The following is a 20646-nucleotide window of genomic DNA, read 5'->3' as shown; positions in this document are numbered from 1 at the left end:
TCCCCATGCGAGAGTAGGGAACTGCCAGGCATCAAATTGCGATAACCCCGACCTCACGGTCGGGGTTTTTTGCGTTTTGAGGCTTTTAAAAGCTGGTTGTATGCTGGAAGCATCAAGAGACAAGCCTGAACAGGAGTCGAACTGGGGCCGATTGCTACCTGATTTTAAAGCTGATAAGGATAAAAATAGATCCCGGACTTCATTCCGCTGCGAAAATATGCGAAGGTTAAGCCAAAAAAACTTTTTTTCTGCCTGTGTTTATCAGCTTTCCTGCGTTTTTAACCACTCTTCAATAAACTCTGCAATACCTTCAACATCGTCAAGCGGCAGGCAAGGGACATTAAGCTCACAGGCTTTGTCACTGGCTAACGCAATCACGTATTTGTCCAACATCTTTGGGAAAGATTTTCCTGCCGCATCCCGGTGCAGCATAATTTTCGCTATCGGCTCGTCCTTAAAACCTTCGATCAAAATCAAATCCAGCGCGTCTCTATTCATACGGCTGGCCAGATAAGCCAGATCGGGCTCCGATTGAGAGGGCGTTTCTGTCATCAGCGCCCAGCGCTGCCGGCTGGCGACCAACACCTGATCTGCTCCGGCTTTGCGTAATTCGTAGCTATCCTTGCCCGGCTTATCTATCTCCATATCGTGATGAGTATGTTTAATTAGCCCGCAGCGGATCCCCTTATCACGCAAAGTCGGAATCAGCTTTTTCAATAGGGTCGTTTTGCCTGTTCCGCTAAAGGCAGCTACGGCTAATAAGGGGGCTTTCATCGTCTTCACCTGCCAAGATCGTCTGGTCGATTAATATTGCTAAAAGCGGCCGCATCATCAAACATGACCGCGTGTCCGCCGCTCTGCTGCAAAAACAGCATGACTTTGCGTTCTCCTCGCGCTAAAAAAGCGGCGAGCGCCGTCGCTACGCTATGGTGCAATAGCGCCAGCGTAGGATGATCGCGTTCGGCTGTACGTGCCCAGACGGCAGGCGCTTCGGCTTTATGCTGCCATAAGCGCTGTACAAGGTCTGCAGGTAAATCTGGCGTGTCGCAGGAAGCAAACGCCAGCCACTCAGCTTCAATAGTTTGCAGCGCCGTAAGCATGCCAGCCAGCGGGCCGGGAAAATCAGGCAGCGTATCGGTAATAACCGGCACGCCGCTTTGCTGGTACACCGTCTGGTTGCGATTGGCGCTGATATAGAGATGGTTCACCTGCGGCTGGAAACGTTCCAGAACGTGCAGATAAAGAGGCTTATTCCTGTACTGCACCAAACCTTTATCTTCTCCACCCATGCGGCTGCCGCGCCCGCCAGCAAGGATAACGCCCGCGACCAGAGCCTCACCCGACTTGCTATAATCCATAAGCATACACCCTCTTTTTTTGTGGGATTAACCCTGCTACCGTAGCGGAACCTAACTATTACAGGAAATCGATAATGAAATGTCATCGTCTTGACGAGCTAATTTCGCTGCTGCAGCCAGCGTGGCGGCAGGAACCCGATCTGAACCTAATGCAATTCTTACAGAAAATGGCTGACGAAGCGGGTTTTACCCAGCCGCTGACTGAACTGACCGATGATGTGCTTATTTACCATCTTAAATTACGCGGCACAGATAAAACGGAACAAATCCCCGGCCTGAAAAAAGATTATGAAGAGGATTTTAAAACGGCCTTGCTTCGGGCGCGCGGCGTAATCAAAGATTAAATTCCGCTGTTGATCCGGCGTACGGGTGATTAATGGTATCCTCTGCGCATGACGACTATCAACGAGTACGCCGGATGACCGAACCCGCTTTTACCTTTCAAAACCTTAATCCCGATACCATTCTGGATGCGCTCTGGGAGACAGGCATACGGGTGGAATCAGGCCTGACCGCGCTGAACAGCTATGAAAACCGCGTCTACCAGTTTTCTGATGAAGATAAAAAACGCTATGTAGTGAAATTCTATCGCCCGCAGCGCTGGTCGCCACAGCAGATTGAAGAAGAGCATCAGTTTGCCGCCGAACTGCTGGCTGACGAGGTGCCTGTCGCCGCGCCGCTGGCGCTGCAGGGGCAAACGCTGCATCAACGCGATGGCTACTGGTTTACCCTCTTTCCCAGTCTTGGCGGACGCCAGTATGAGACAGACAATTACGATCATCTGGAATGGGTCGGTCGTTTCCTGGGAAGAATTCATCAGACCGGCCGTAAAAAAACGTTTATCGAGCGTCCTACTTTTGGCCTGAAAGAATATATTGACGAGCCGAGGCAGTTGCTCGAATCCAGCACGCTGATCCCCGCCGGCCTGAAAAATAATTTATTAGCCAGCGTCGAGTTGCTCAGCACAACTTTACAAAAGTGCTGGCATACTCAGTGGCGACCGCTTCGTCTGCATGGCGATTGCCATCCCGGCAATATACTGTGGCGCGATGGCCCACTGTTCGTCGACCTGGATGATGCCCGCAACGGCCCGGCGGTACAGGATCTGTGGATGCTGATTAACGGCGACCTCAGCGAACAGCGCATACAGTGGGATATCCTGCTGGAAGCCTACAGCGAATTCAGCGAGTTCGACACACACGAATTGTCACTGATTGAGCCTTTACGCGCCATGAGGATGGTTTATTATCTGGCGTGGATTGTCCGCCGCTGGCAGGATCCCGCATTTCCGGCGGCGTTCCCGTGGATGACGGATGAAGATTTTTGGCGCAGACAGATAGCCATTTTTAACGAGCAGGCCCGGCTGCTGCAGGAGCCACCGCTGCAGCTGACGCCCGCATTCCAGGGCTGACCGCCTTTTCCGGCCAGCCTCTTTTGCTGTTATGGAGAGAGAGTTCCAGATGAAAAAGATTTTATTCGCGCTGGTTGGGGTATTTCTGGCGTTTAGCGCCTCGGCTGCCCAGTTTACCGATGGTCAGCAATACATCACGATACAGAAACCTGTCACCGGCGAGCCCCAGGTTCTGGAATTCTTTTCTTTCTACTGCCCGCACTGCTACGAGTTTGAACACGTCTGGCACGTTAGCGATGCCGTGAAGAAAGCTGTGCCTGCGGAGACGAAAGTCACCAAATATCACGTTGAATTCCTTGGCGGCGAAATGGGTAAAGTGGTTACTCAGGCCTGGGCCGTAGCGATGGCGCTGGGCGTGGAAGACAAGGTGACTGCGCCGCTGTTCGAAGGCATTCAGAAAACGCAGACCATTAACGATCCGGCCAGCCTGAAAGAGGCTTTTGTTAAGGCGGCAGGCATTAAGCCAGAAGAATACGACGCGGCATGGAACAGCTTCGTAGTGAAATCACTGGTGGCGCAGCAGGAAAAAGCGGCCGTTGATGTCGATCTGCGTGGCGTGCCGGCGATGTTTGTTAACGGCAAATATATGGTCAACAACGGCGGGCTGGATACCAGCTCTATGGATAACTACACGCAGCAGTATGCTAACGTGGTAAAATTCCTGCTGACCCAGAAGTAAGATAATTTGATGCAGCGACAATATTGGTTGTCGCTGCACCTTTCGTTTCGATTCCAACAGCCCGTCCCGATCAAAAAATTGCCCGATCCCATTTTCATCTCAGGATCCAAAAGATCGTTGCCCGCTAATTAATATCCACATTAAATCAAATTCAAAACTGGCGCTAATTAGCCTTGATCCTGTAATTAACTCATTGAAAATAAATTACTTTGCAGTGAGTAGTCTATAATTACGCCTGATGTATTTATCTGTTATGAATTTTACGCACAAAGTTATCCACAGGATTTGATTGCGAAACAGGCCGCAAAATGCTTATTCCCTTCGACGTCATGCCCGGAGATATTTCATCTTTTCGGTGCAGCTGTGGCATCCTTACCCTATTGTGAAATCAAACCCGGAATGTGACACCAATGGCACAAATCGCAGAAAACCCGCTAATTCTGGTAGACGGCTCTTCCTATCTGTATCGCGCATATCATGCGTTTCCTCCGCTGACCAATAGCGCCGGCGATCCTACCGGAGCCATGTACGGCGTGCTGAATATGCTGCGCAGCCTGCTGCTGCAATATAAACCCAGCCATGTTGCGGTCGTTTTCGATGCCAAAGGCAAGACGTTTCGTGATGAGCTTTTTGAACACTATAAATCTCACCGACCGCCAATGCCGGACGATCTGCGCGCGCAGATTGAGCCGCTGCATAATATGGTCAGGGCGATGGGGCTGCCGCTGCTGGCGGTGTCAGGCGTCGAGGCTGACGACGTCATCGGCACGCTGGCGCTGGAAGCCGGTAAAAAGGGCATACCCGTACTTATCAGCACCGGCGATAAAGATATGGCGCAGCTGGTGACGCCGGATATCACGCTGATCAATACCATGAACAACGCTATTCTCGGCCCGGATGAAGTTGTGGAGAAATATGGTATTCCGCCCTCGCTGATTATCGATTTTCTGGCGCTGATGGGCGACTCCTCAGACAACATTCCAGGCGTGCCTGGCGTGGGTGAAAAAACGGCGCAGGCGCTGTTACAGGGGCTTGGCGGCATTAAAGATATCTACGAGAACCTGGATAAGGTTGCCGACCTCTCCTTTCGCGGCGCCAAAACCATGGCGGCTAAACTGGAGCAGAACAAAGAAGTCGCTCTCCTTTCCTACCAGCTGGCGACCATCAAAACCGACGTGCCGCTTGAAAAGAGCTGCGAAGAGCTGACCGTCAGCGAACCGGCCGTTGAAGAGCTACTGGCGCTGTTCCGTCGTTACGAGTTCAAACGCTGGATTAGCGATCTGGAAGAAGGAAAATGGCTGCAGGGCAAAAAAAGCGGCGCGGCCGCGCAGAAAACCCTGGCCCAGCAGCCGGAAAGCGAGCCGCAGCCGGAAGCGACCAGCATTCTTTCGGCGGACGGCTACGTCACCATTCTCGATGAAGCCACCTTTGCCGAATGGCTGCAAAAGCTGCAGAAAAGCGAACTGTTCGCTTTCGATCTGGAAACCGACTCGCTGGATACGCTCAGCGCCAACATTGTCGGCATCGCTTTTGCCGTCGCGCCGGGCGAGGCTGCTTATCTGCCGGTGGCCCACGACTATCTGGACGCGCCCGACCAGCTCGATCGCAAGGAAGTACTGGAACGCCTGAAGCCGCTGCTGGAAGATGAAAAGCGGTTCAAAGTCGGGCAGAACCTGAAATACGATCGTGGCGTACTCAATAACTACGGCATTGAGCTACAGGGCATAAAATTCGACACCATGCTGGAATCCTACGCCCTGAACAGCGTGGTAGGCCGTCACGATATGGATACGCTGGCTTCACGCTGGCTGAATCACAAAACCGTCACCTTTGAAGAGATCGCTGGCAAGGGCAAAAAGCAGCTGACGTTCAATCAGATTGCGCTTGAGCAGGCGGCGCACTACGCTGCGGAAGATGCGGACGTCACGCTGCAGCTGCATCTTAAGATGTGGCCAGAGCTGGAAAAAGAGCAGGGCCCGAAAGCCGTTTTCGAAAATATCGAAATGCCGCTGGTCACGGTAATTTCACGTATTGAGCGCAACGGCGTACTGATCGACCAGGCCATTCTTGCCAAACATTCGCAGGAGCTGACCACGCGCCTGGCGGAACTGGAGCTGAAAGCGCACGAACTGGCGGGCGAACCTTTCAACCTCTCGTCCACCAAACAGCTGCAAACCATTCTGTTTGAGAAACAGGGTATCAAGCCGACCAAAAAGACGCCGGGCGGCGCGCCGTCCACCAGCGAAGAGGTGCTGGCCGAGTTGGCGCTGGACTATCCGCTGCCAAAAGTGATCCTGGAGCACCGCGGTTTGTCCAAGCTGAAGTCGACCTATACCGACAAGCTACCGATGATGATTAATCCGCTGAGCGGACGCGTGCATACTTCTTACCATCAGGCCGTAACGGCGACGGGACGTCTCTCTTCCACCGATCCTAACCTGCAGAACATCCCGGTACGCAATGAGGAAGGGCGCCGTATTCGTCAGGCGTTTATCGCCTCTAAAGGCCATCAAATAGTGGCGGCGGACTATTCGCAAATCGAGCTGCGCATTATGGCGCACCTTTCACAGGATAAGGGACTGTTGAGCGCCTTCTCCGCCGGAGAAGATATTCACCGCGCCACGGCGGCGGAAGTGTTCGGTATGGCGCTGGACAAAGTAACCAACGAGCAGCGCCGCAGCGCGAAGGCCATCAACTTTGGCCTGATTTATGGTATGAGCGCCTTCGGTCTTTCGCGTCAGCTTAATATCGGCGCGAACGAAGCAAGGAAATATATGGATCTCTATTTTGAGCGCTATCCAGGCGTGCTGCAGTATATGGAAAGCACGCGTCAGCAGGCTGCCGAAAAGGGCTATGTTTCCACGCTGGACGGTCGACGCCTCTATCTGCCGGATATCAAAGCCAGCAACGCGATGCGCCGCAAGGCAGCCGAACGTGCGGCGATCAACGCGCCGATGCAGGGTACTGCCGCCGATATCATCAAAAAAGCCATGATTGCCGTCGACGGCTGGCTAACGCCGCAGGCTAACCCCGATGTGAAAATGATCATGCAGGTGCACGATGAACTGGTGTTCGAAGTTAAAACCTCAGAGGTTGAGGCGGCGACGGTAAAAATCCGCGAGCTGATGGAAAACAGTATGCGGCTGGATGTGCCGTTGCGTGTTGATGTGGGTGTCGGGGATAACTGGGACGAAGCGCACTAACGGCGCCGGCCGGCGATTTGCTCACGGCGCTGAAGCAGACTCGCTCCGTTCTGGAGCGGTTTTCAGCGCCTGTTTCAGACCAAAAAGCCTGAAGCGGCGAGCTGGCTAACTCGTTATCCTTCAAACATTTTTTTAGCGCAACGGCTACCTGAAAAGCGTTTTTATGTGAACTCTATTGGATAAAAAAGCGAATTTTATGAAATCAAGGGGTAAAAAATACTTTTGAGGCCCGAAAAAATCATGTAGAGTTGCGGATGTAGGGTACAGAGGTAAGATGTTCTATCTTTCAAACCTTTTACTTCACGTAATCGGATTTGGCTGAATATTAGCCGCCCCAGTCGTTATGACTGGGGCGTTTTTTATTGCGCGTCGTTCAGGATCAGGCGTCCGGCAGTGCCGCTTCGCCCGCTGGTGGAATCTCGCTAAACCAGCTATCCAGCTTCAGGCGCAGTTTATCCACGCCGGTTTTCTTCAGCGAAGAGAAAACTTCGACCTGCACGTCGCCAACGAAGCCTTTCGCAGCCTCGCGCACCAGATTCAGCTGCGCTTTACGCGCGCCCGAAGCCAGCTTATCCGCTTTGGTCAGCAGCACCAGCACCTGAATGCCGCTTTGCACTGCCCACTCGATCATCTGCCTGTCCAAATCTTTCAGCGGATGACGGATATCCATCAGTACGACCAGCCCTTTAAGACAGTCGCGCATTTGCAGATACTCTGCCAGCGAACGCTGCCACTTCAGCTTCATCTCTTCCGGCACTTCCGCATAGCCATAGCCAGGCAAATCCACCAGGCGATAACCTTCTGCCACCTGAAACAGGTTAATCAGCTGCGTCCTGCCAGGCGTTTTACTGGTTCGGGCCAGGCTTTTCTGATTGGTCAGCGTGTTCAGCGCGCTGGATTTGCCCGCGTTAGAACGCCCTGCAAACGCGACTTCGATACCGGTATCGGCTGGAAGGTGGCGAATATCGGGCGCGCTGGTGACAAAATGGGTAAGTTGATAATTCCAGCCAGACAAAATAGAAACTCCAGATAATAAGAACAATTGCGCAGAGTATACCCTGTATGGATTAAAAGCGCCCAGCCGCGCGCGATGCGCTTCAGGCTTTGTGAGAGATCGGCTATAGTTTTTGCAAGAACTTTACCTTTTTTGCATTAACCTTAAAAATTAAATTATTTAAAATCAAAATCTTAAGATTTTAATGCCAGACAATAATAAAATTTTTTCGGAACTTACCTTGTGAGTTTTTCAATTTCGACTACATTTGTTGTCAGAGCCAGGACGGCTTACTTCAGGATGAAGCGCTCAGGGGTTGCCAGGATGGTGCAGAGCAGGGAAGGAAAAGTGTCGGGGAAGACTCATCTGAAGGGAAAGGACTGCGTCCATGAAGGACGGCATGGCAAGGGAAAACCGGGAAGTTGGATGCCAAAAAGGATGCTGACATAGTCAGTCCTTCTGCGGAAGGTGCGAAAAAAGGCGACAGGGTGACCTGGCGCCTTTTTTCTTTGTCTGCTTTCTGCTAGATTCCGCCGCAATTCTATACTGAAGATAAACAGTCTGAGAGCAGAAACCATGAAGCAACCTGTACGCGAATCGCAGAAAAAACCGGCGGCAAAAGCGAAGCGTAAAACGCGCGATGAAATCAACACGGAAGCGCGCGATCGCAAACGCGATAAAAAGCATCGCGGCAACGCCTCCGGCAGCCGTGCCAATCCTGTTACTGCGGCAAGGAAAGGCGGCGAAAGCGCTAAAGAGAAAGATCCGCGTATCGGCAGTAAAAAACCGATAGCGCTTGGCGCTGCTGCGGTCGCACAGCCAGAAAAAAAAGCGAAGCCGGCTAAAAAGGCCGAAGAGAAAAAGCCGCGTCTGACGCCTGAAGAAGAGCTGGCGAAACTGGAAAACGACGAGCGACTGGATACGCTGCTGGATCGACTGGAAAACGGCGAAACGCTGAAAGCGGAAGATCAGGCGTGGCTGGATCAGACGCTCGACCGCATCGATGTGCTGATGGAACAGCTTGGCATCGCGCTGGATGACGATGTGGAAGATGAAGAAGCCGAAGAAGATATGTATCGTCTGCTTAAGGGCGGCAACTAAACGGCGCTTTTCGGACTCACTTTCCAGAACGGCGCCGACGGGCGCCGTCTCTGCATCCGGTATCTCTTAATGATTTGGCCTGGATCAATTTACCTGCTGATTCTGCTCTGCTCTCTGCTCTGGATGTTGGTTAAACTACGGCGTCTGTCCCGGCTGAAACTACGGCTGCGCAGAACGGCCTCGCCGCCCCGTGGGTCGTTAACCGGGCGCCAACGCAGGAGAGAATATCGTGACGCAGACAATTGAGTGGGATCCCGTCCTGCTGCAAAAATATAACATCTCTGGCCCCCGTTACACTTCTTACCCCACTGCGCTGGAGTTCAGCGAAAACTATAGCGAAGCCGACTTTATTCGCGCCAGCCAGCGCGCGCCCGACCGCCCGCTGTCACTCTATATCCATATTCCTTTCTGCCATCGCCTTTGCTATTTCTGCGGCTGCAACAAAGTAGTCACTCGCCATCAGCACAAAGCTGATGACTATCTACAAACGCTGGCGAAAGAGATTGAAGCACGCGGCAGGCTTTTCGCTAATCGCATCGTTACGCAGATGCACTGGGGCGGCGGCACGCCTACCTTTCTCAATAAGGCGCAAATTTCCAGATTAACAGCGCTGCTGCAGCAACACTTTACCTTCAGCGACAAGGCCGAACTCTCTATTGAGATCGATCCGCGCGAGATTGAACCGGAAGTCATCGATCATCTTTACGCCTGTGGCTTTACCCGGCTGAGTATGGGTGTACAGGACTTTAATAAAGAGGTGCAGGAAAAAGTTAATCGCGTGCAGGATGAGCAGGTTATCGTCGCGCTTGTTGAACGGGCCAGGCAGGTTGGTTTCCGCTCGATAAATCTCGATCTGATTTATGGTCTGCCGAAACAGACGCCGGAAAGTTTCGCCTTTACCTTACAAAAGGTTATCGCGCTGAACCCGGATCGTCTTAGCGTCTTTAACTATGCGCATATGCCCGGACACTTCGCCGCGCAGCGAAAAATCAAAGAAGCCGAATTGCCCGATTCCCGGCAAAAGCTGACCATCCTGCAACAGACGATTGCTACGCTGATGGCGGCAGGCTACCAGTTTATCGGTATGGATCATTTCGCCAGGCCGGAAGATGAACTCGCTATCGCCCAGCGCGAAGGCAAGCTGCACCGTAACTTCCAGGGATATACCACGCAGGGAGAGAACGATCTGCTGGGGCTGGGCGTTTCCGCGATCAGCATTATCGGTGACAGCTATGCGCAAAACCAAAAAGAGCTGAAAAGCTGGTCTGCCGCTGTCGAGGCGCAGGGCATAGCGCTGTGGCGCGGCGTAGAGCTGTCGCATGACGATATCCTGCGCCGTGAGATTATTAAAACACTGATGTGCAACTTCTCGCTGGATTTTGCTGATTTCCAGCCGATGCACGGCGGCTTCACCGACTATTTTGCCGAGGATCTGGCGCTGCTGGCGCCGCTAATCGCCGATGGGCTGGTGGAACGCAATGAGAAGGGCCTTCAGGTCACCGCTAAAGGACGTTTGCTGGTGCGTAATATCTGCATGTGCTTTGACAGCTATCTGCGCCAGCAGGCGCGCAGGCAGCAGTTTTCTCGAGTAATCTAAAAACTTGTAGTGGCTCGGCGGCGGCCGTTTTTAAACAGCCGCCTTGTGCAGTTTTCTGTACCAGCAAACGGGCTCCTTTTGCAGCAAAATCAATCCTGATATTTACTGAAAATCACAGAGGCGTTAACGCCGCCAAAGCCAAAACCGTTAACCATGGCTGTGGATAACGCTGCTTTTTTAGCGCCCTCTTTAACAATATTCAGCGTCTGCGCGTCTTCATCAACTTCTTCAATATTTAACGATGCGGGAACCAGGCTTTCGTTCAGCGCCTTAATGGAGAAAATCGCGCCCGCAGCGCCGGCGGCGCCCAGCATATGTCCGGTAGCGGATTTAGTGGAAGAGATAAACGGCCTGTTGTCGCCAAAAACGGTTTTAAGCGCAAAGATTTCCGCTTTATCACCGACCGGCGTGGAAGTGGAATGGGCGTTGATATAGTCAATCTCTTCGGGGCGCATTTCTGCTTTCTTCAGGGCGCCAGACATGGCTCTTGCTGCGCCTTCGCCATCCTCCGGGCCAGCAGTAATGTGCCAGGCATCCGAGGTTGTACCATAACCTTTAACTTCAGCCAGAATGGTCGCTCCCCGACGTTTGGCATGTTCCAGCTCTTCCAGAACGAGAACGCCTGCGCCCTCGCTCATCACAAATCCGCTGCGCTGGGCGTCAAAGGGGCGTGAGGCTTTTTCCGGCGCGTCATTGAACCCGATCGTTAATGCTCTCGCAGCATTAAAACCGCCAAGCGATACGGCATTGATGCAGGATTCGCTTCCACCGACCACGGCAATATCCACATCTTCCGTCATTATAGTTTTAAATCCATCGCCAATTGCCTGCACGCTGGCCGCACACGCAGAAACAGGCGTACCTGAAATTCCCTTGAAGCCATATTTAATCGAAACCTGCGCCGCTGCCAGGTTCGCAATAAATGAGGGGACGGTAAAAGGAGACATTCTCTTGCTTCCCTTCTCCGATACGGTATTCACTGCGTTGGTGATGGCATGAAAGCCGCCGATGCCCGTGGCGATAATAGTAGCCACATTCAGCTTTTCTTCTTCCGACAACGTCAACAAGCCAGCCTGTTGCAGCGCTTCTTCTGCGGCAACCAGAGCAAGATGAATAAACCTGTCGCCTTTCTTCTGCTCTTTAAGCGGAATAAATTTATCCAGATCCAGACCGCCTTCCGCATCCTCTTCGATGTTGGGCACACGGCCGCCAATCTTAACGGGCGTATCGCCATACATTTCAGGAAGCAGTGCCCGAATGCCTGATTCACCCCTGATTAATCTTTCCCACGATAGGTTTGTCGTTGCGCCTAAAGGAGACACCAGACCAGTACCTGTTACCACCACACGCTTTGAAGCAAAATTACTCATAGATAAGCCTTCCTTTATAATGGTGATTTCAGTGTACACGTGTTCGCTCAAAAAATGCCATATTAATTAATGTGTTGATCTTCTTCAGAGTTGTTTTGTGCGTTTTAAGTTAAATTTAGTTTATTAATTTACCCGAGCGCTTTTCTGCAGCAAATGCCACTAAAAAGGATGGCTAAGAGCCTGGCCAGACAAACTTTTGATAAAAGGGAGCGGTCAGAAGGCTGATAAGAGGCGTAAAAAAACCGGAAACTGTCAGGTTTCCGGTTTAAACGCAGCTAACTTTGGCCTGTTTCAGCATCAGTTAACAAGATTCAGCATCACGGCACATAGTACGGCTGCGATAGCCGTTTGCGGAGGATGCGCCGCCCCCGTTTGTACATATTGCGTCACAAGATGGATTAACGATTCCAGCATGATCTTCCTCCCCATAACGGTTCAGAATGATACTGACTGGCATCTTTATGTAAAGACGGAATCGCACAGAAATTACGCTTATTGACGTTTTTTTATGCGATTTCCGATTTACTCCATGCCCAATTCTTTCAGCTTGCGGGTCAGCGTGTTTCGTCCCCAGCCCAGCAGACGCGCCGCTTCCTGCTTGTGACCCTGCGTATGGCGTAAAGCAGTGGTCAGCAGCGTACGTTCCATTTCCGGCTGCGCTTCCGAAAGCAGGTTTTGATGACCGGAACGCAGCGCGCGATCGGCCCACTGCGCCAGCAGCGTCGCCCAGCTGTCGGGCAGCGACTGCGTCGGGCTTTCCGGCGTCGCGGTTTCAAACAGCTCCGGCGGCAGATCCTGAATCAGGACTTCCTGACCGGCAGCCATCACTGTCAGCCAGCGACAGGTATTCTCCAGCTGGCGCACGTTGCCCGACCAGTGCAGACGTGTCAGCGCCGTTTCGGTTTCGGGATGCAGGATCTTCGCCTCTACGCCCAGTTCGCGAGCCGCGACCTGTAAAAAATAGCGAGCCAGGCGAGGAATATCCTCACGGCGCTCGCGCAGCGGCGGCAGATGCACGCGGATAACGTTCAGGCGATGGAACAGATCCTCGCGGAATTTGCCTTCCTGTACCCGCAGCTCAAGATTCTGGTGCGTGGCGGCGATAATCCTGACGTCCACTTTAACCGGCGCATAACCGCCAACGCGATAAAACTGCCCGTCGGCCAGCACGCGCAGTAAGCGCGTCTGCACATCCAGCGGCATATCGCCGATTTCATCCAGAAACAGCGTACCGCCGTCCGCCTGTTCAAAGCGTCCCTGACGAATCTGATTGGCGCCGGTGAACGCGCCTTTCTCGTGGCCAAAAAGCTCTGATTCGATCAGATCTTTCGGTATCGCCGCCATATTCAGCGCGATAAAAGGCGCCTTCGCCCGCGGGCTGTGACGATGCAGCGCGTGCGCCACCAGCTCTTTACCCGTACCCGATTCGCCATTGATCAGGACGCTGATCGACGAGCGCGAAAGGCGACCAATAATGCGGAAAACATCCTGCATCGCCGGCGCTTCGCCGATAATATCGGTGGTTGGGCCGCTTACCGGCTGATTGCGCGGCTGCTGCTGTTCCTGATAGTGGCTGATTGCGCGCTCTACCAGCGCCACGGCCTCGTCAATATCGAAAGGCTTAGGCAGATAGTCGAACGCGCCCTGTTGATAGGCGCTGACGGCGGCATCTAGATCGGAATGCGCGGTCATAATAATCACCGGCAGCATCGGATGACGCTGCTTAATCTGTTTCAGTAGCGCCAGTCCATCCATGCCGGGCATACGAATATCGGAAAGCAAAACGTCCGGGGTTTTGGTGGCAAGGGCGTCCAGCACCTCGCTCGCGCTGTCAAAAGTGGCGCAGCTTAAACCGGCTCCAGTGAGCGCGCGTTCAAGCACCCAGCGGATGGAGCTATCGTCATCGACGATCCAGACTATCCCTCGTTGCATAGAAACCTCACTGGCGAATAGGTAAATAAACGGAAAATTCGGTGTGGCCAGGCCAGCTGTTGAATTCTATTTTTCCCGAATGCTGATCGATCAGGCTGCGGGCGATCGACAGGCCTAAGCCGGTGCCGCCTTCACGCCCGCTCACCATTGGGTAAAACAGCGTATCCTGGAGCTGGGCTGGAATGCCGGGGCCGTTATCTTCGATATCGATACGGGCGACCAGCCGATAGCGGACGCCGTGCAGCGTCAGCTGAAATGCTGTACGGGTGCGCAGCGTAATTTCGCCGCCTTTCTCTCCCAGTGCCTGTAAGGCGTTGCGCACGACGTTCAGCAGCACCTGCTCGATTTGGTCAGGATCGTGCGGCAGCTCCGGCAGGCTGGGATCGTAATCCCTGATCAGTTTGACATTGTCCGGCAGTTCCATTGAAACCAGGTTGACCACGCGCTCGGCGACCTGATGAATGCTTTGCGTCACGTGCATCCCGGGCTGCTGCGGGCCAAGCAGGCGATCCACCAGATTACGCAGACGGTCGGCCTGCTCGATAATAACTTTGGTGTATTCCGTTAAGGCGGGATCGGGCAGCGCTTTAGCCAATAGCTGCGCTGCGCCGCGTAGGCCGCCAAGCGGGTTTTTTATTTCGTGCGCCAGCCCGCGCACCAGATCGCGCGCGGCCACCTGTTGCGCATGCTGAATCTGTTCCTGACTGAGGCGACGCTGATTATCCATCGGCGCCATTTCCAACAAGATTAAGCCGTCCGGCAGCAGCTGCGCCGTTAGCGACATAATGTGCGCCCGGCTGTCCACAACCAGCGTAACCTCGCTGTCGGTAAAACCCTGGCCGGCTTTCAGGCTCTCGCGCATCACCTCGATATTGAGGGAAAAATAGCCCATCAAATCTGGCAGCGGCGTGCCGAAAAGCTTGCGGGAACTTTGCGCCAGCAGCTGCTGCGCGGCGGGATTGGCGTAGTGCACCACCAGTTCGCCGTCGACCAGCAAGATACTGTTAATCAGGGAGTTGAGGATCTGCCCGGCATCGGGCCGCGTGCCTGTTGCCATAACAGCGTTCTCCTGCACCGTTTTGGTGCATTATAGTCATGGAACCCGAAATTCGTCTTCCTGAACCTTGTTACGCGGTGAAAAAAGCCCATCCGGAGATGGGCTGAAAGTTTCCACGGCAACAAAATCTCCGGCGTTTGTTACGCGGCGGCTTCTGTAAGCGCCCGAATCGCTTCGGGCGTTGCTCTGACGCGACGAAATACGCCGGATTCAGAAATTAAACGCTGTAGTAGAGTTCGAACTCTACCGGATGCGGCGTCATGCGCACGCGGTCCATTTCGGCTTTGCGCAGTTCGATATAAGCATCGATGGTGTCGTCGGTGAACACGCCACCGCGAGTCAGGAACTCACGATCTTCGTTCAGCGCGTTCAGCGCCTCTTCCAGCGAGCCAGCTACTTTTGGAATCTCAGCTTCTTCTTCCGGCGGCAGGTCGTACAGGTTTTTGTCCATCGCGTCGCCAGGATGGATTTTGTTGATGATGCCGTCCAGGCCAGCCATCAGCAGCGCAGCGAAGCACAGGTACGGGTTGGCCGCTGGATCCGGGAAGCGAGCTTCGATACGGCGCGCTTTCGGGCTGGCGACAACCGGGATACGGATAGAAGCGGAGCGGTTACGTGCGGAATAAGCCAGCATTACCGGCGCTTCGTAACCCGGAACCAGACGCTTGTAGGAGTTGGTCGTTGGGTTAGACAGGGCGTTGATCGCTTTCGCGTGCTTGATAACGCCGCCGATGTAGAACAGGGCAGTTTCAGACAGGCCGCCGTATTTGTCGCCAGCGAACAGGTTGGTGCCGCCTTTGGACAGAGACATATGGCAGTGCATACCGGAACCGTTATCGCCGAAAATGGGTTTTGGCATAAAGGTCGCGGTTTTACCGAAAGCGTGCGCCACGTTGTGCACAACGTATTTATAGATCTGAATTTCGTCCGCTTTCTTGGTCATGGTGTTGAAGCGGGTAGCCACTTCGTTCTGACCTGCTGTCGCCACTTCGTGGTGATGAGCTTCAACAACCAGGCCCATCTGTTCCATGGTCAGGCACATGGCGGAACGGATATCCTGAGAGGAATCGACCGGTGGAACCGGGAAGTAGCCGCCTTTCAGGCCCGGACGGTGGCCTTTGTTGCCGCCTTCGTATTCTTTGCCGGTGTTCCATGCCGCTTCGATATCGTCGATAGCAACGTGAGAGCCGGAAGTCGTCGCGCCGAAACGCACGTCGTCAAACAGGAAGAACTCTGGCTCTGGCCCAAACAGCACGGTATCCGCGATGCCGGAAGAGCGCAGGAAATCTTCCGCGCGCTTGGCGATAGAGCGTGGGTCGCGATCGTAGCCCTGCATGGTGCCTGGCTCCAGGATGTCGCAGCGGATAATCAGCGTAGAGTCTTCGAAAAACGGATCCAGAACCGCGGTAGTCGCGTCAGGCATCAGCACCATGTCTGATTCGTTAATGCCTTTCCAGCCGCCGATAGAGGAGCCGTCAAACATTTTGCCTTCTTCGAAGAAGTCGGCGTTAACCTGGTGAGCAGGAATGGTAACGTGCTGCTCTTTACCTTTGGTGTCTGTGAAGCGCAGGTCAACAAATTTGACTTCATGCTCGTTCATCATCGACAGAACGTGTTCAGCGGACATACTTAACTCTCCTGGATTTTGTCATGGTCGTCAGTTAGAGAACTTTCGCGGGTTGCCTGGTTCGCCCAGCCGACCGATAATTACGTTCTCTGACAAGCTACCGTTGTGGAAACGGGCGTTTTTCGCTTAAGGGAATTAAAGCGAAAACTATGCCAACTTTCTTAATTGGCGGAAAAAGCGCTATGATGCGCCCTCTCGTGAAACGGGAGCTGCACCACGATGGAAGTCGCGCACCATTGTGGTGCTTTTGCATGCGGGCAATGCACAATAATAGTGCATTTTTGCGATAACGTGCATTTTTTGCACCGGAAACGGCCCCTTAAAGCAATCCCGAAAGTTATCTTTAATTGAAAACTGTGATCCTGTTCAGCTCTTCGATTAATCCGTGTACAATAGCGCGCTATTTCTAATGCCTGAGGCAAAGCTGTGATCGAAAATTTGCGTAACATCGCCATTATTGCCCACGTTGACCACGGTAAAACTACCCTGGTTGATAAGTTGCTGCAGCAGTCCGGGACTTTCGACGCCCGTACCGAAGCGACCGAACGCGTAATGGACTCCAACGATTTGGAGAAAGAGCGTGGGATTACCATCCTCGCAAAAAACACCGCCATTAAATGGAACGACTACCGTATCAACATCGTGGATACCCCGGGACACGCCGACTTCGGCGGCGAGGTAGAGCGCGTGATGTCAATGGTCGACTCGGTGCTGCTGGTTGTGGATGCAATGGATGGCCCTATGCCGCAAACCCGCTTCGTGACCAAAAAAGCGTTTGCTAATGGTCTGAAGCCGATCGTGGTCATCAACAAAGTTGACCGTCCTGGCGCGCGCCCTGACTGGGTTGTGGATCAGGTGTTCGACCTGTTCGTTAACCTGGATGCGACTGACGAGCAGCTGGATTTCCCTATCATCTATGCTTCCGCCCTGAACGGTATCGCTGGTCTTGACCACACCGACATGGCTGAAGATATGACTCCGCTGTATGAAGCGATCGTGAAACACGTTTCGCCTCCGCAGGTTGAGGCAGAAGCGCCGTTCCAGATGCAGATCTCTCAGCTGGACTACAACAACTATGTTGGCGTTATCGGCATCGGCCGCATCAAGCGCGGTAAAGTGAAGCCGAACCAGCAGGTTACTATCATCGATAGCGAAGGCAAAACCCGTAACGGTAAAGTTGGCAAAGTGCTGACTCACCTGGGTCTGGAGCGTATTGATGCTACCGAAGCGGAAGCGGGCGATATCATCGCTATCACCGGTCTGGGCGAGCTGAACATCTCCGACACTATCTGCGATACGCAGAACGTGCAGGCGCTGCCGGCCCTGAGCGTTGACGAGCCAACCGTCACCATGTTCTTTAACGTCAACACCTCGCCGTTCTGCGGTAAAGAAGGTAAGTTCGTTACTTCTCGTCAGATTCTGGATCGTCTGCGTAAAGAGCTGGTGCACAACGTGGCGCTGCGCGTGGAAGAAACCGAAGACGCCGATGCGTTCCGCGTTTCTGGTCGTGGCGAGCTGCACCTGTCCGTACTGATCGAAAACATGCGTCGTGAAGGCTTTGAGCTGGCGGTATCCCGTCCGAAAGTTATCTTCCGCGAAGTTGACGGTCGTAAGCAGGAGCCGTTCGAGAACGTTACCCTGGATATCGAAGAGCAGCACCAGGGCGCCGTGATGCAGGCGATGGGCGAACGTAAAGCGGACATGAAAAACATGGATCCGGATGGCAAAGGCCGCGTACGTCTTGACTACGTGATCCCAAGCCGTGGCCTGATCGGCTTCCGTAACGAATTCATGACCATGACTTCCGGTACCGGTCTGCTGTACTCCACTTTCAGCCACTACGACGATGTTCGTCCGGGCGAAGTGGGCCAGCGTCAGAACGGCGTACTGATCTCTAACGGCCAGGGTAAAGCGGTAGCGTTCGCCCTGTACAGCCTGCAGGATCGCGGCAAGCTGTTCCTGGGTCACGGTGCAGAGGTTTATGAAGGCCAGATCATCGGTATTCACAGCCGCTCCAACGACCTGACCGTGAACTGTCTGACCGGTAAGAAGCTGACCAACATGCGTGCTTCCGGTACTGACGAAGCGACTACGCTGGTTCCGGCCATCAAGATGACCCTTGAGCAGGCGATTGAGTTTATCGATGACGACGAGCTGGTGGAAGTGACTCCGCTGTCCGTACGTATTCGTAAGCGTCACCTGACCGAAAACGATCGTAAACGCGCTTCACGCGGCAGCAAAGACGCTTAATTCTCGTTTTTAAGCTGTTAGACAGGGCCGGAGCTTTCCGGCCCTGTTTTTTTCCTCAGTGGAACCTTCCTTCCATATTTCAAATTCCCGCCCTGTTCAGCTTCTCTTTTTACCGCTAGAGTGATTATCTTGCCGGAACAAATGGAGATGACCATGCTGTATATCTTTGATTTAGGTAACGTCATTGTTGATATTGATTTCAACCGGGTGCTGGGCGTCTGGAGCGATCTGGGACGCGTACCGCTGGCCACGCTGCAAAGCCGCTTTACGATGGGCGAAAGCTTCGAGCGTCATGAACGGGGAGAAATCAGCGACGAGACGTTCGCCGACCAACTGTGCGACGAGCTGGGGCTGGCGCTGAGCTTCGAGCAGTTTACCGCCGGCTGGCAGGCTGTTTTCGTCGGTGTCAGGACGGACACTATCCGTATTATGAATACACTGCGCGCCCGCGGCGAACGCGTGGTGATCTTATCCAACACTAACCGCCTGCATCATCGCTTTTGGCCGTCGCAATACCCCGAGGTACAAAGCGCGGCAGACAAGCTCTACCTCTCTCAGGAAATGGGGATGCGCAAGCCGGAGGCGCGGATCTGGCAGCAGGTATTGAGCGAAGAAGGCTTTACTGCCGACCAGGCAATCTTCTTTGACGACAACCAGGAAAATATTGCAGCGGCGCAGGCGCTGGGTATCCAGAGCGTGCAGGTTTTCGATGCGACGACTATTCCGGCCTTCTTCGCTAATGCGGCGGATTAACCATCGCTCGCGTGCTATCTGGCGCTGGATCAAACTGCTTTGGCTACGTATAGAAGAAGACGGCATGACCACGCTGGCGGGTCATCTTGCCTACGTGTCGCTGCTGTCGCTGGTGCCGCTTATCGCGGTGGTGTTTGCGCTTTTTGCCGCTTTCCCTGCCTTTTCCGATATCAGCAGGCAGCTCAAGCTCTTTATTTTTGAAAACTTTGTGCCGGCTTCCGGCACGGTGATCCAGAGCTATCTGGAGCAGTTCGTCGCCAACGTCAACAAAATGACGGCGGTAGGCGCCTGCGGCCTGGTGGTGACGGCGCTGCTGCTGATGTATTCCATCGACAGCGCGCTGAACGTTATCTGGCGCAGCAAGCGCAAGCGGCCCATTGTTTACTCCTTTGCGGTTTACTGGATGATCCTGACGCTTGGTCCACTGCTGGCGGGCGCCAGCCTGGCGATCAGCTCTTACCTGCTGTCGCTGCGCTGGGCGTCGGTTACCGGCGTCAGCGGGCTAATCGATTACGGGCTGCGTATTTTTCCGCTGCTGCTGTCGTGGCTCTCTTTCTGGCTGCTCTACAGCATTGTGCCGACGCGCCAGGTGCCGGGCAAAGATGCGCTGGTCGGCGCGCTGGTCGCCGGACTGCTTTTCGAGCTGGGTAAAAAGGGTTTCGCGCTCTATGTTACGATGTTTCCTTCATACCAGCTGATTTACGGCGTGCTGGCGGTGATCCCGATACTGTTTCTTTGGGTTTACTGGACATGGTGTATTGTCCTGCTGGGCGCGGAAATCACCGCGGCTCTTGGCGACTATCGCCAGCTGATAAAAGAAGAAGAAAAGGAAGAGAATGATAGCCTTAATTCAACGAGCGCTGAACGCCAGCGTGACGGTGGCCGGTGAAACCCTCGGTGAGATCGGGCCAGGATTGCTAATCTTGTTGGGCGTGGAAAAAGGCGACGACGAACAAAAGGCGCAGCGGCTGTGCGATCGCGTGCTGGGGTATCGCATCTTTAGCGATGAGAACGGCAAAATGAACCTTAATGTGCAGCAGGCGGGCGGCAGCGTGCTGGTGGTTTCACAGTTTACGCTGGCGGCCGATACGCAAAAAGGGATGCGCCCGAGTTTTTCGGGCGGCGCGGAGCCTGCCGAAGCTGAGCGTCTTTATGACTATTTCGTCGCCTGCTGTCGCGAAAAAGGCATTGTTACCGAAACGGGCCGCTTTGCCGCGGATATGCAGGTCGGGCTGGTCAACGACGGGCCGGTCACCTTTTGGCTGCAGGTTTGACGCGATCTCAATGGCACGGAAGCGACCCGGAAAGAGAGAA

Annotated in this window: 19 protein-coding genes; 11 read left to right on the top strand and 8 right to left on the bottom strand. The window is 53.8% G+C overall.

What is annotated here, in order from left to right; all coding sequences use genetic code 11:
- Positions 1-261: 261 nt before the first annotated feature.
- Together mobB and mobA are read right to left on the bottom strand one after the other, a co-directional pair.
- Positions 262-774, bottom strand: coding sequence for a molybdopterin-guanine dinucleotide biosynthesis protein MobB (mobB, locus tag MKZ79_RS20680; protein ID WP_336144500.1), 513 nt, complete (start codon positions 772-774; stop codon positions 262-264).
- Between the two features lie 5 nt (positions 775-779).
- Positions 780-1364, bottom strand: coding sequence for a molybdenum cofactor guanylyltransferase MobA (mobA, locus tag MKZ79_RS20675; protein ID WP_336144499.1), 585 nt, complete (start codon positions 1362-1364; stop codon positions 780-782).
- A gap of 68 nt (positions 1365-1432) precedes the next feature.
- Here mobA and MKZ79_RS20670 point away from each other — a divergent pair, with 68 nt between their 5' ends.
- From MKZ79_RS20670 to MKZ79_RS21295, 5 genes are all read left to right on the top strand, one after another.
- Positions 1433-1702 (top strand): YihD family protein, encoded by a 270-nt coding sequence (locus MKZ79_RS20670; protein WP_336144498.1) that lies wholly within the window; start codon positions 1433-1435, stop codon positions 1700-1702.
- 74 nt (positions 1703-1776) lie between these two features.
- Positions 1777-2769 (top strand): serine/threonine protein kinase, encoded by a 993-nt coding sequence (locus tag MKZ79_RS20665; RefSeq protein WP_336144508.1) that lies wholly within the window; start codon positions 1777-1779, stop codon positions 2767-2769.
- 49 nt (positions 2770-2818) lie between these two features.
- Complete coding sequence (dsbA, locus tag MKZ79_RS20660; protein WP_336144497.1) at positions 2819-3448, top strand: thiol:disulfide interchange protein DsbA; 630 nt, start codon at positions 2819-2821, stop codon at positions 3446-3448.
- Between the two features lie 410 nt (positions 3449-3858).
- Complete coding sequence (gene polA, locus MKZ79_RS20655; RefSeq protein ID WP_336144496.1) at positions 3859-6651, top strand: DNA polymerase I; 2793 nt, start codon at positions 3859-3861, stop codon at positions 6649-6651.
- Positions 6652-6925: 274 nt separating this feature from the next.
- The gene (locus tag MKZ79_RS21295) at positions 6926-6973 is read left to right on the top strand and encodes a hypothetical protein (protein WP_441316268.1); all 48 of its coding nucleotides are present in this window, start codon (positions 6926-6928) and stop codon (positions 6971-6973) included.
- Positions 6974-7030: 57 nt separating this feature from the next.
- Here the strand turns inward: MKZ79_RS21295 and yihA are convergent, their stop codons facing one another.
- On the bottom strand, positions 7031-7666 hold the full coding sequence (gene yihA / locus MKZ79_RS20650; protein ID WP_336144495.1) for a ribosome biogenesis GTP-binding protein YihA/YsxC: 636 nt from the start codon (positions 7664-7666) through the stop codon (positions 7031-7033).
- A gap of 555 nt (positions 7667-8221) precedes the next feature.
- Between yihA and yihI the strand changes: the two genes are divergently transcribed.
- Together yihI and hemN are read left to right on the top strand one after the other, a co-directional pair.
- Complete coding sequence (yihI, locus tag MKZ79_RS20645) at positions 8222-8746, top strand: Der GTPase-activating protein YihI (protein WP_336144494.1); 525 nt, start codon at positions 8222-8224, stop codon at positions 8744-8746.
- 226 nt (positions 8747-8972) lie between these two features.
- On the top strand, positions 8973-10343 hold the full coding sequence (hemN, locus tag MKZ79_RS20640; protein ID WP_336144507.1) for an oxygen-independent coproporphyrinogen III oxidase: 1371 nt from the start codon (positions 8973-8975) through the stop codon (positions 10341-10343).
- An 89-nt stretch (positions 10344-10432) separates the two neighbouring features.
- Here the strand turns inward: hemN and fabF are convergent, their stop codons facing one another.
- The 5 genes from fabF to glnA all read right to left on the bottom strand — a co-directional run bounded on the left by fabF (position 10433) and on the right by glnA (position 16329).
- The gene (fabF, locus tag MKZ79_RS20635) at positions 10433-11713 is read right to left on the bottom strand and encodes a beta-ketoacyl-ACP synthase II (RefSeq protein WP_336144493.1); all 1281 of its coding nucleotides are present in this window, start codon (positions 11711-11713) and stop codon (positions 10433-10435) included.
- Between the two features lie 297 nt (positions 11714-12010).
- Positions 12011-12127: a YshB family small membrane protein gene (locus tag MKZ79_RS20630; protein ID WP_336144492.1), complete on the bottom strand. Its 117-nt coding sequence runs from the start codon at positions 12125-12127 to the stop codon at positions 12011-12013.
- A 108-nt stretch (positions 12128-12235) separates the two neighbouring features.
- On the bottom strand, positions 12236-13645 hold the full coding sequence (gene glnG / locus MKZ79_RS20625; RefSeq protein WP_336144491.1) for a nitrogen regulation protein NR(I): 1410 nt from the start codon (positions 13643-13645) through the stop codon (positions 12236-12238).
- A gap of 7 nt (positions 13646-13652) precedes the next feature.
- Positions 13653-14702 (bottom strand): nitrogen regulation protein NR(II), encoded by a 1050-nt coding sequence (gene glnL, locus MKZ79_RS20620; protein WP_336144490.1) that lies wholly within the window; start codon positions 14700-14702, stop codon positions 13653-13655.
- A gap of 217 nt (positions 14703-14919) precedes the next feature.
- Positions 14920-16329, bottom strand: coding sequence for a glutamate--ammonia ligase (glnA, locus tag MKZ79_RS20615; RefSeq protein ID WP_336144489.1), 1410 nt, complete (start codon positions 16327-16329; stop codon positions 14920-14922).
- Positions 16330-16755: 426 nt separating this feature from the next.
- On the opposite strand from glnA, the gene typA reads away from it, so the two are divergent.
- From typA to dtd, 4 genes are all read left to right on the top strand, one after another.
- Entirely contained in the window at positions 16756-18579 is a 1824-nt protein-coding gene (typA, locus tag MKZ79_RS20610; RefSeq protein WP_336144488.1) for a ribosome-dependent GTPase TypA, read from the top strand.
- A gap of 153 nt (positions 18580-18732) precedes the next feature.
- A complete protein-coding gene (yihX, locus tag MKZ79_RS20605; RefSeq protein ID WP_336144487.1) occupies positions 18733-19332 on the top strand; it encodes a glucose-1-phosphatase in 600 nt (199 codons plus the stop codon).
- On the top strand, positions 19289-20221 hold the full coding sequence (locus tag MKZ79_RS20600; RefSeq protein ID WP_442897180.1) for a virulence factor BrkB family protein: 933 nt from the start codon (positions 19289-19291) through the stop codon (positions 20219-20221). The genes yihX and MKZ79_RS20600 overlap by 44 nt, the downstream gene beginning before the upstream one ends.
- On the top strand, positions 20169-20606 hold the full coding sequence (gene dtd, locus MKZ79_RS20595; RefSeq protein ID WP_336144486.1) for a D-aminoacyl-tRNA deacylase: 438 nt from the start codon (positions 20169-20171) through the stop codon (positions 20604-20606). The genes MKZ79_RS20600 and dtd overlap by 53 nt, the downstream gene beginning before the upstream one ends.
- The last annotated feature ends 40 nt before the right edge of the window (positions 20607-20646 follow it).

Source organism: Erwinia sp. CGal63 (genome assembly GCF_037026505.1).
GTDB lineage: Bacteria > Pseudomonadota > Gammaproteobacteria > Enterobacterales > Enterobacteriaceae > Erwinia.
This window is presented reverse-complemented; position numbering and strand designations above follow the sequence as displayed.

Excerpts from the sequence above, each read along its gene's own strand:
- mobB (WP_336144500.1), bottom strand. The coding sequence starts at position 774 with ATGAAAGCCCCCTTATTAGCCGTAGCTGCCTTTAGCGGAACAGGCAAA.
- mobA (WP_336144499.1), bottom strand. The coding sequence starts at position 1,364 with ATGCTTATGGATTATAGCAAGTCGGGTGAGGCTCTGGTCGCGGGCGTT.
- MKZ79_RS20670 (WP_336144498.1), top strand. The coding sequence starts at position 1,433 with ATGAAATGTCATCGTCTTGACGAGCTAATTTCGCTGCTGCAGCCAGCG.
- MKZ79_RS20665 (WP_336144508.1), top strand. The coding sequence starts at position 1,777 with ATGACCGAACCCGCTTTTACCTTTCAAAACCTTAATCCCGATACCATT.
- dsbA (WP_336144497.1), top strand. The coding sequence starts at position 2,819 with ATGAAAAAGATTTTATTCGCGCTGGTTGGGGTATTTCTGGCGTTTAGC.
- polA (WP_336144496.1), top strand. The coding sequence starts at position 3,859 with ATGGCACAAATCGCAGAAAACCCGCTAATTCTGGTAGACGGCTCTTCC.
- yihI (WP_336144494.1), top strand. The coding sequence starts at position 8,222 with ATGAAGCAACCTGTACGCGAATCGCAGAAAAAACCGGCGGCAAAAGCG.
- fabF (WP_336144493.1), bottom strand. The coding sequence starts at position 11,713 with ATGAGTAATTTTGCTTCAAAGCGTGTGGTGGTAACAGGTACTGGTCTG.
- MKZ79_RS20630 (WP_336144492.1), bottom strand. The coding sequence starts at position 12,127 with ATGCTGGAATCGTTAATCCATCTTGTGACGCAATATGTACAAACGGGG.
- glnG (WP_336144491.1), bottom strand. The coding sequence starts at position 13,645 with ATGCAACGAGGGATAGTCTGGATCGTCGATGACGATAGCTCCATCCGC.
- glnL (WP_336144490.1), bottom strand. The coding sequence starts at position 14,702 with ATGGCAACAGGCACGCGGCCCGATGCCGGGCAGATCCTCAACTCCCTG.
- glnA (WP_336144489.1), bottom strand. The coding sequence starts at position 16,329 with ATGTCCGCTGAACACGTTCTGTCGATGATGAACGAGCATGAAGTCAAA.
- yihX (WP_336144487.1), top strand. The coding sequence starts at position 18,733 with ATGCTGTATATCTTTGATTTAGGTAACGTCATTGTTGATATTGATTTC.
- MKZ79_RS20600 (WP_442897180.1), top strand. The coding sequence starts at position 19,289 with ATGCGACGACTATTCCGGCCTTCTTCGCTAATGCGGCGGATTAACCAT.
- dtd (WP_336144486.1), top strand. The coding sequence starts at position 20,169 with ATGATAGCCTTAATTCAACGAGCGCTGAACGCCAGCGTGACGGTGGCC.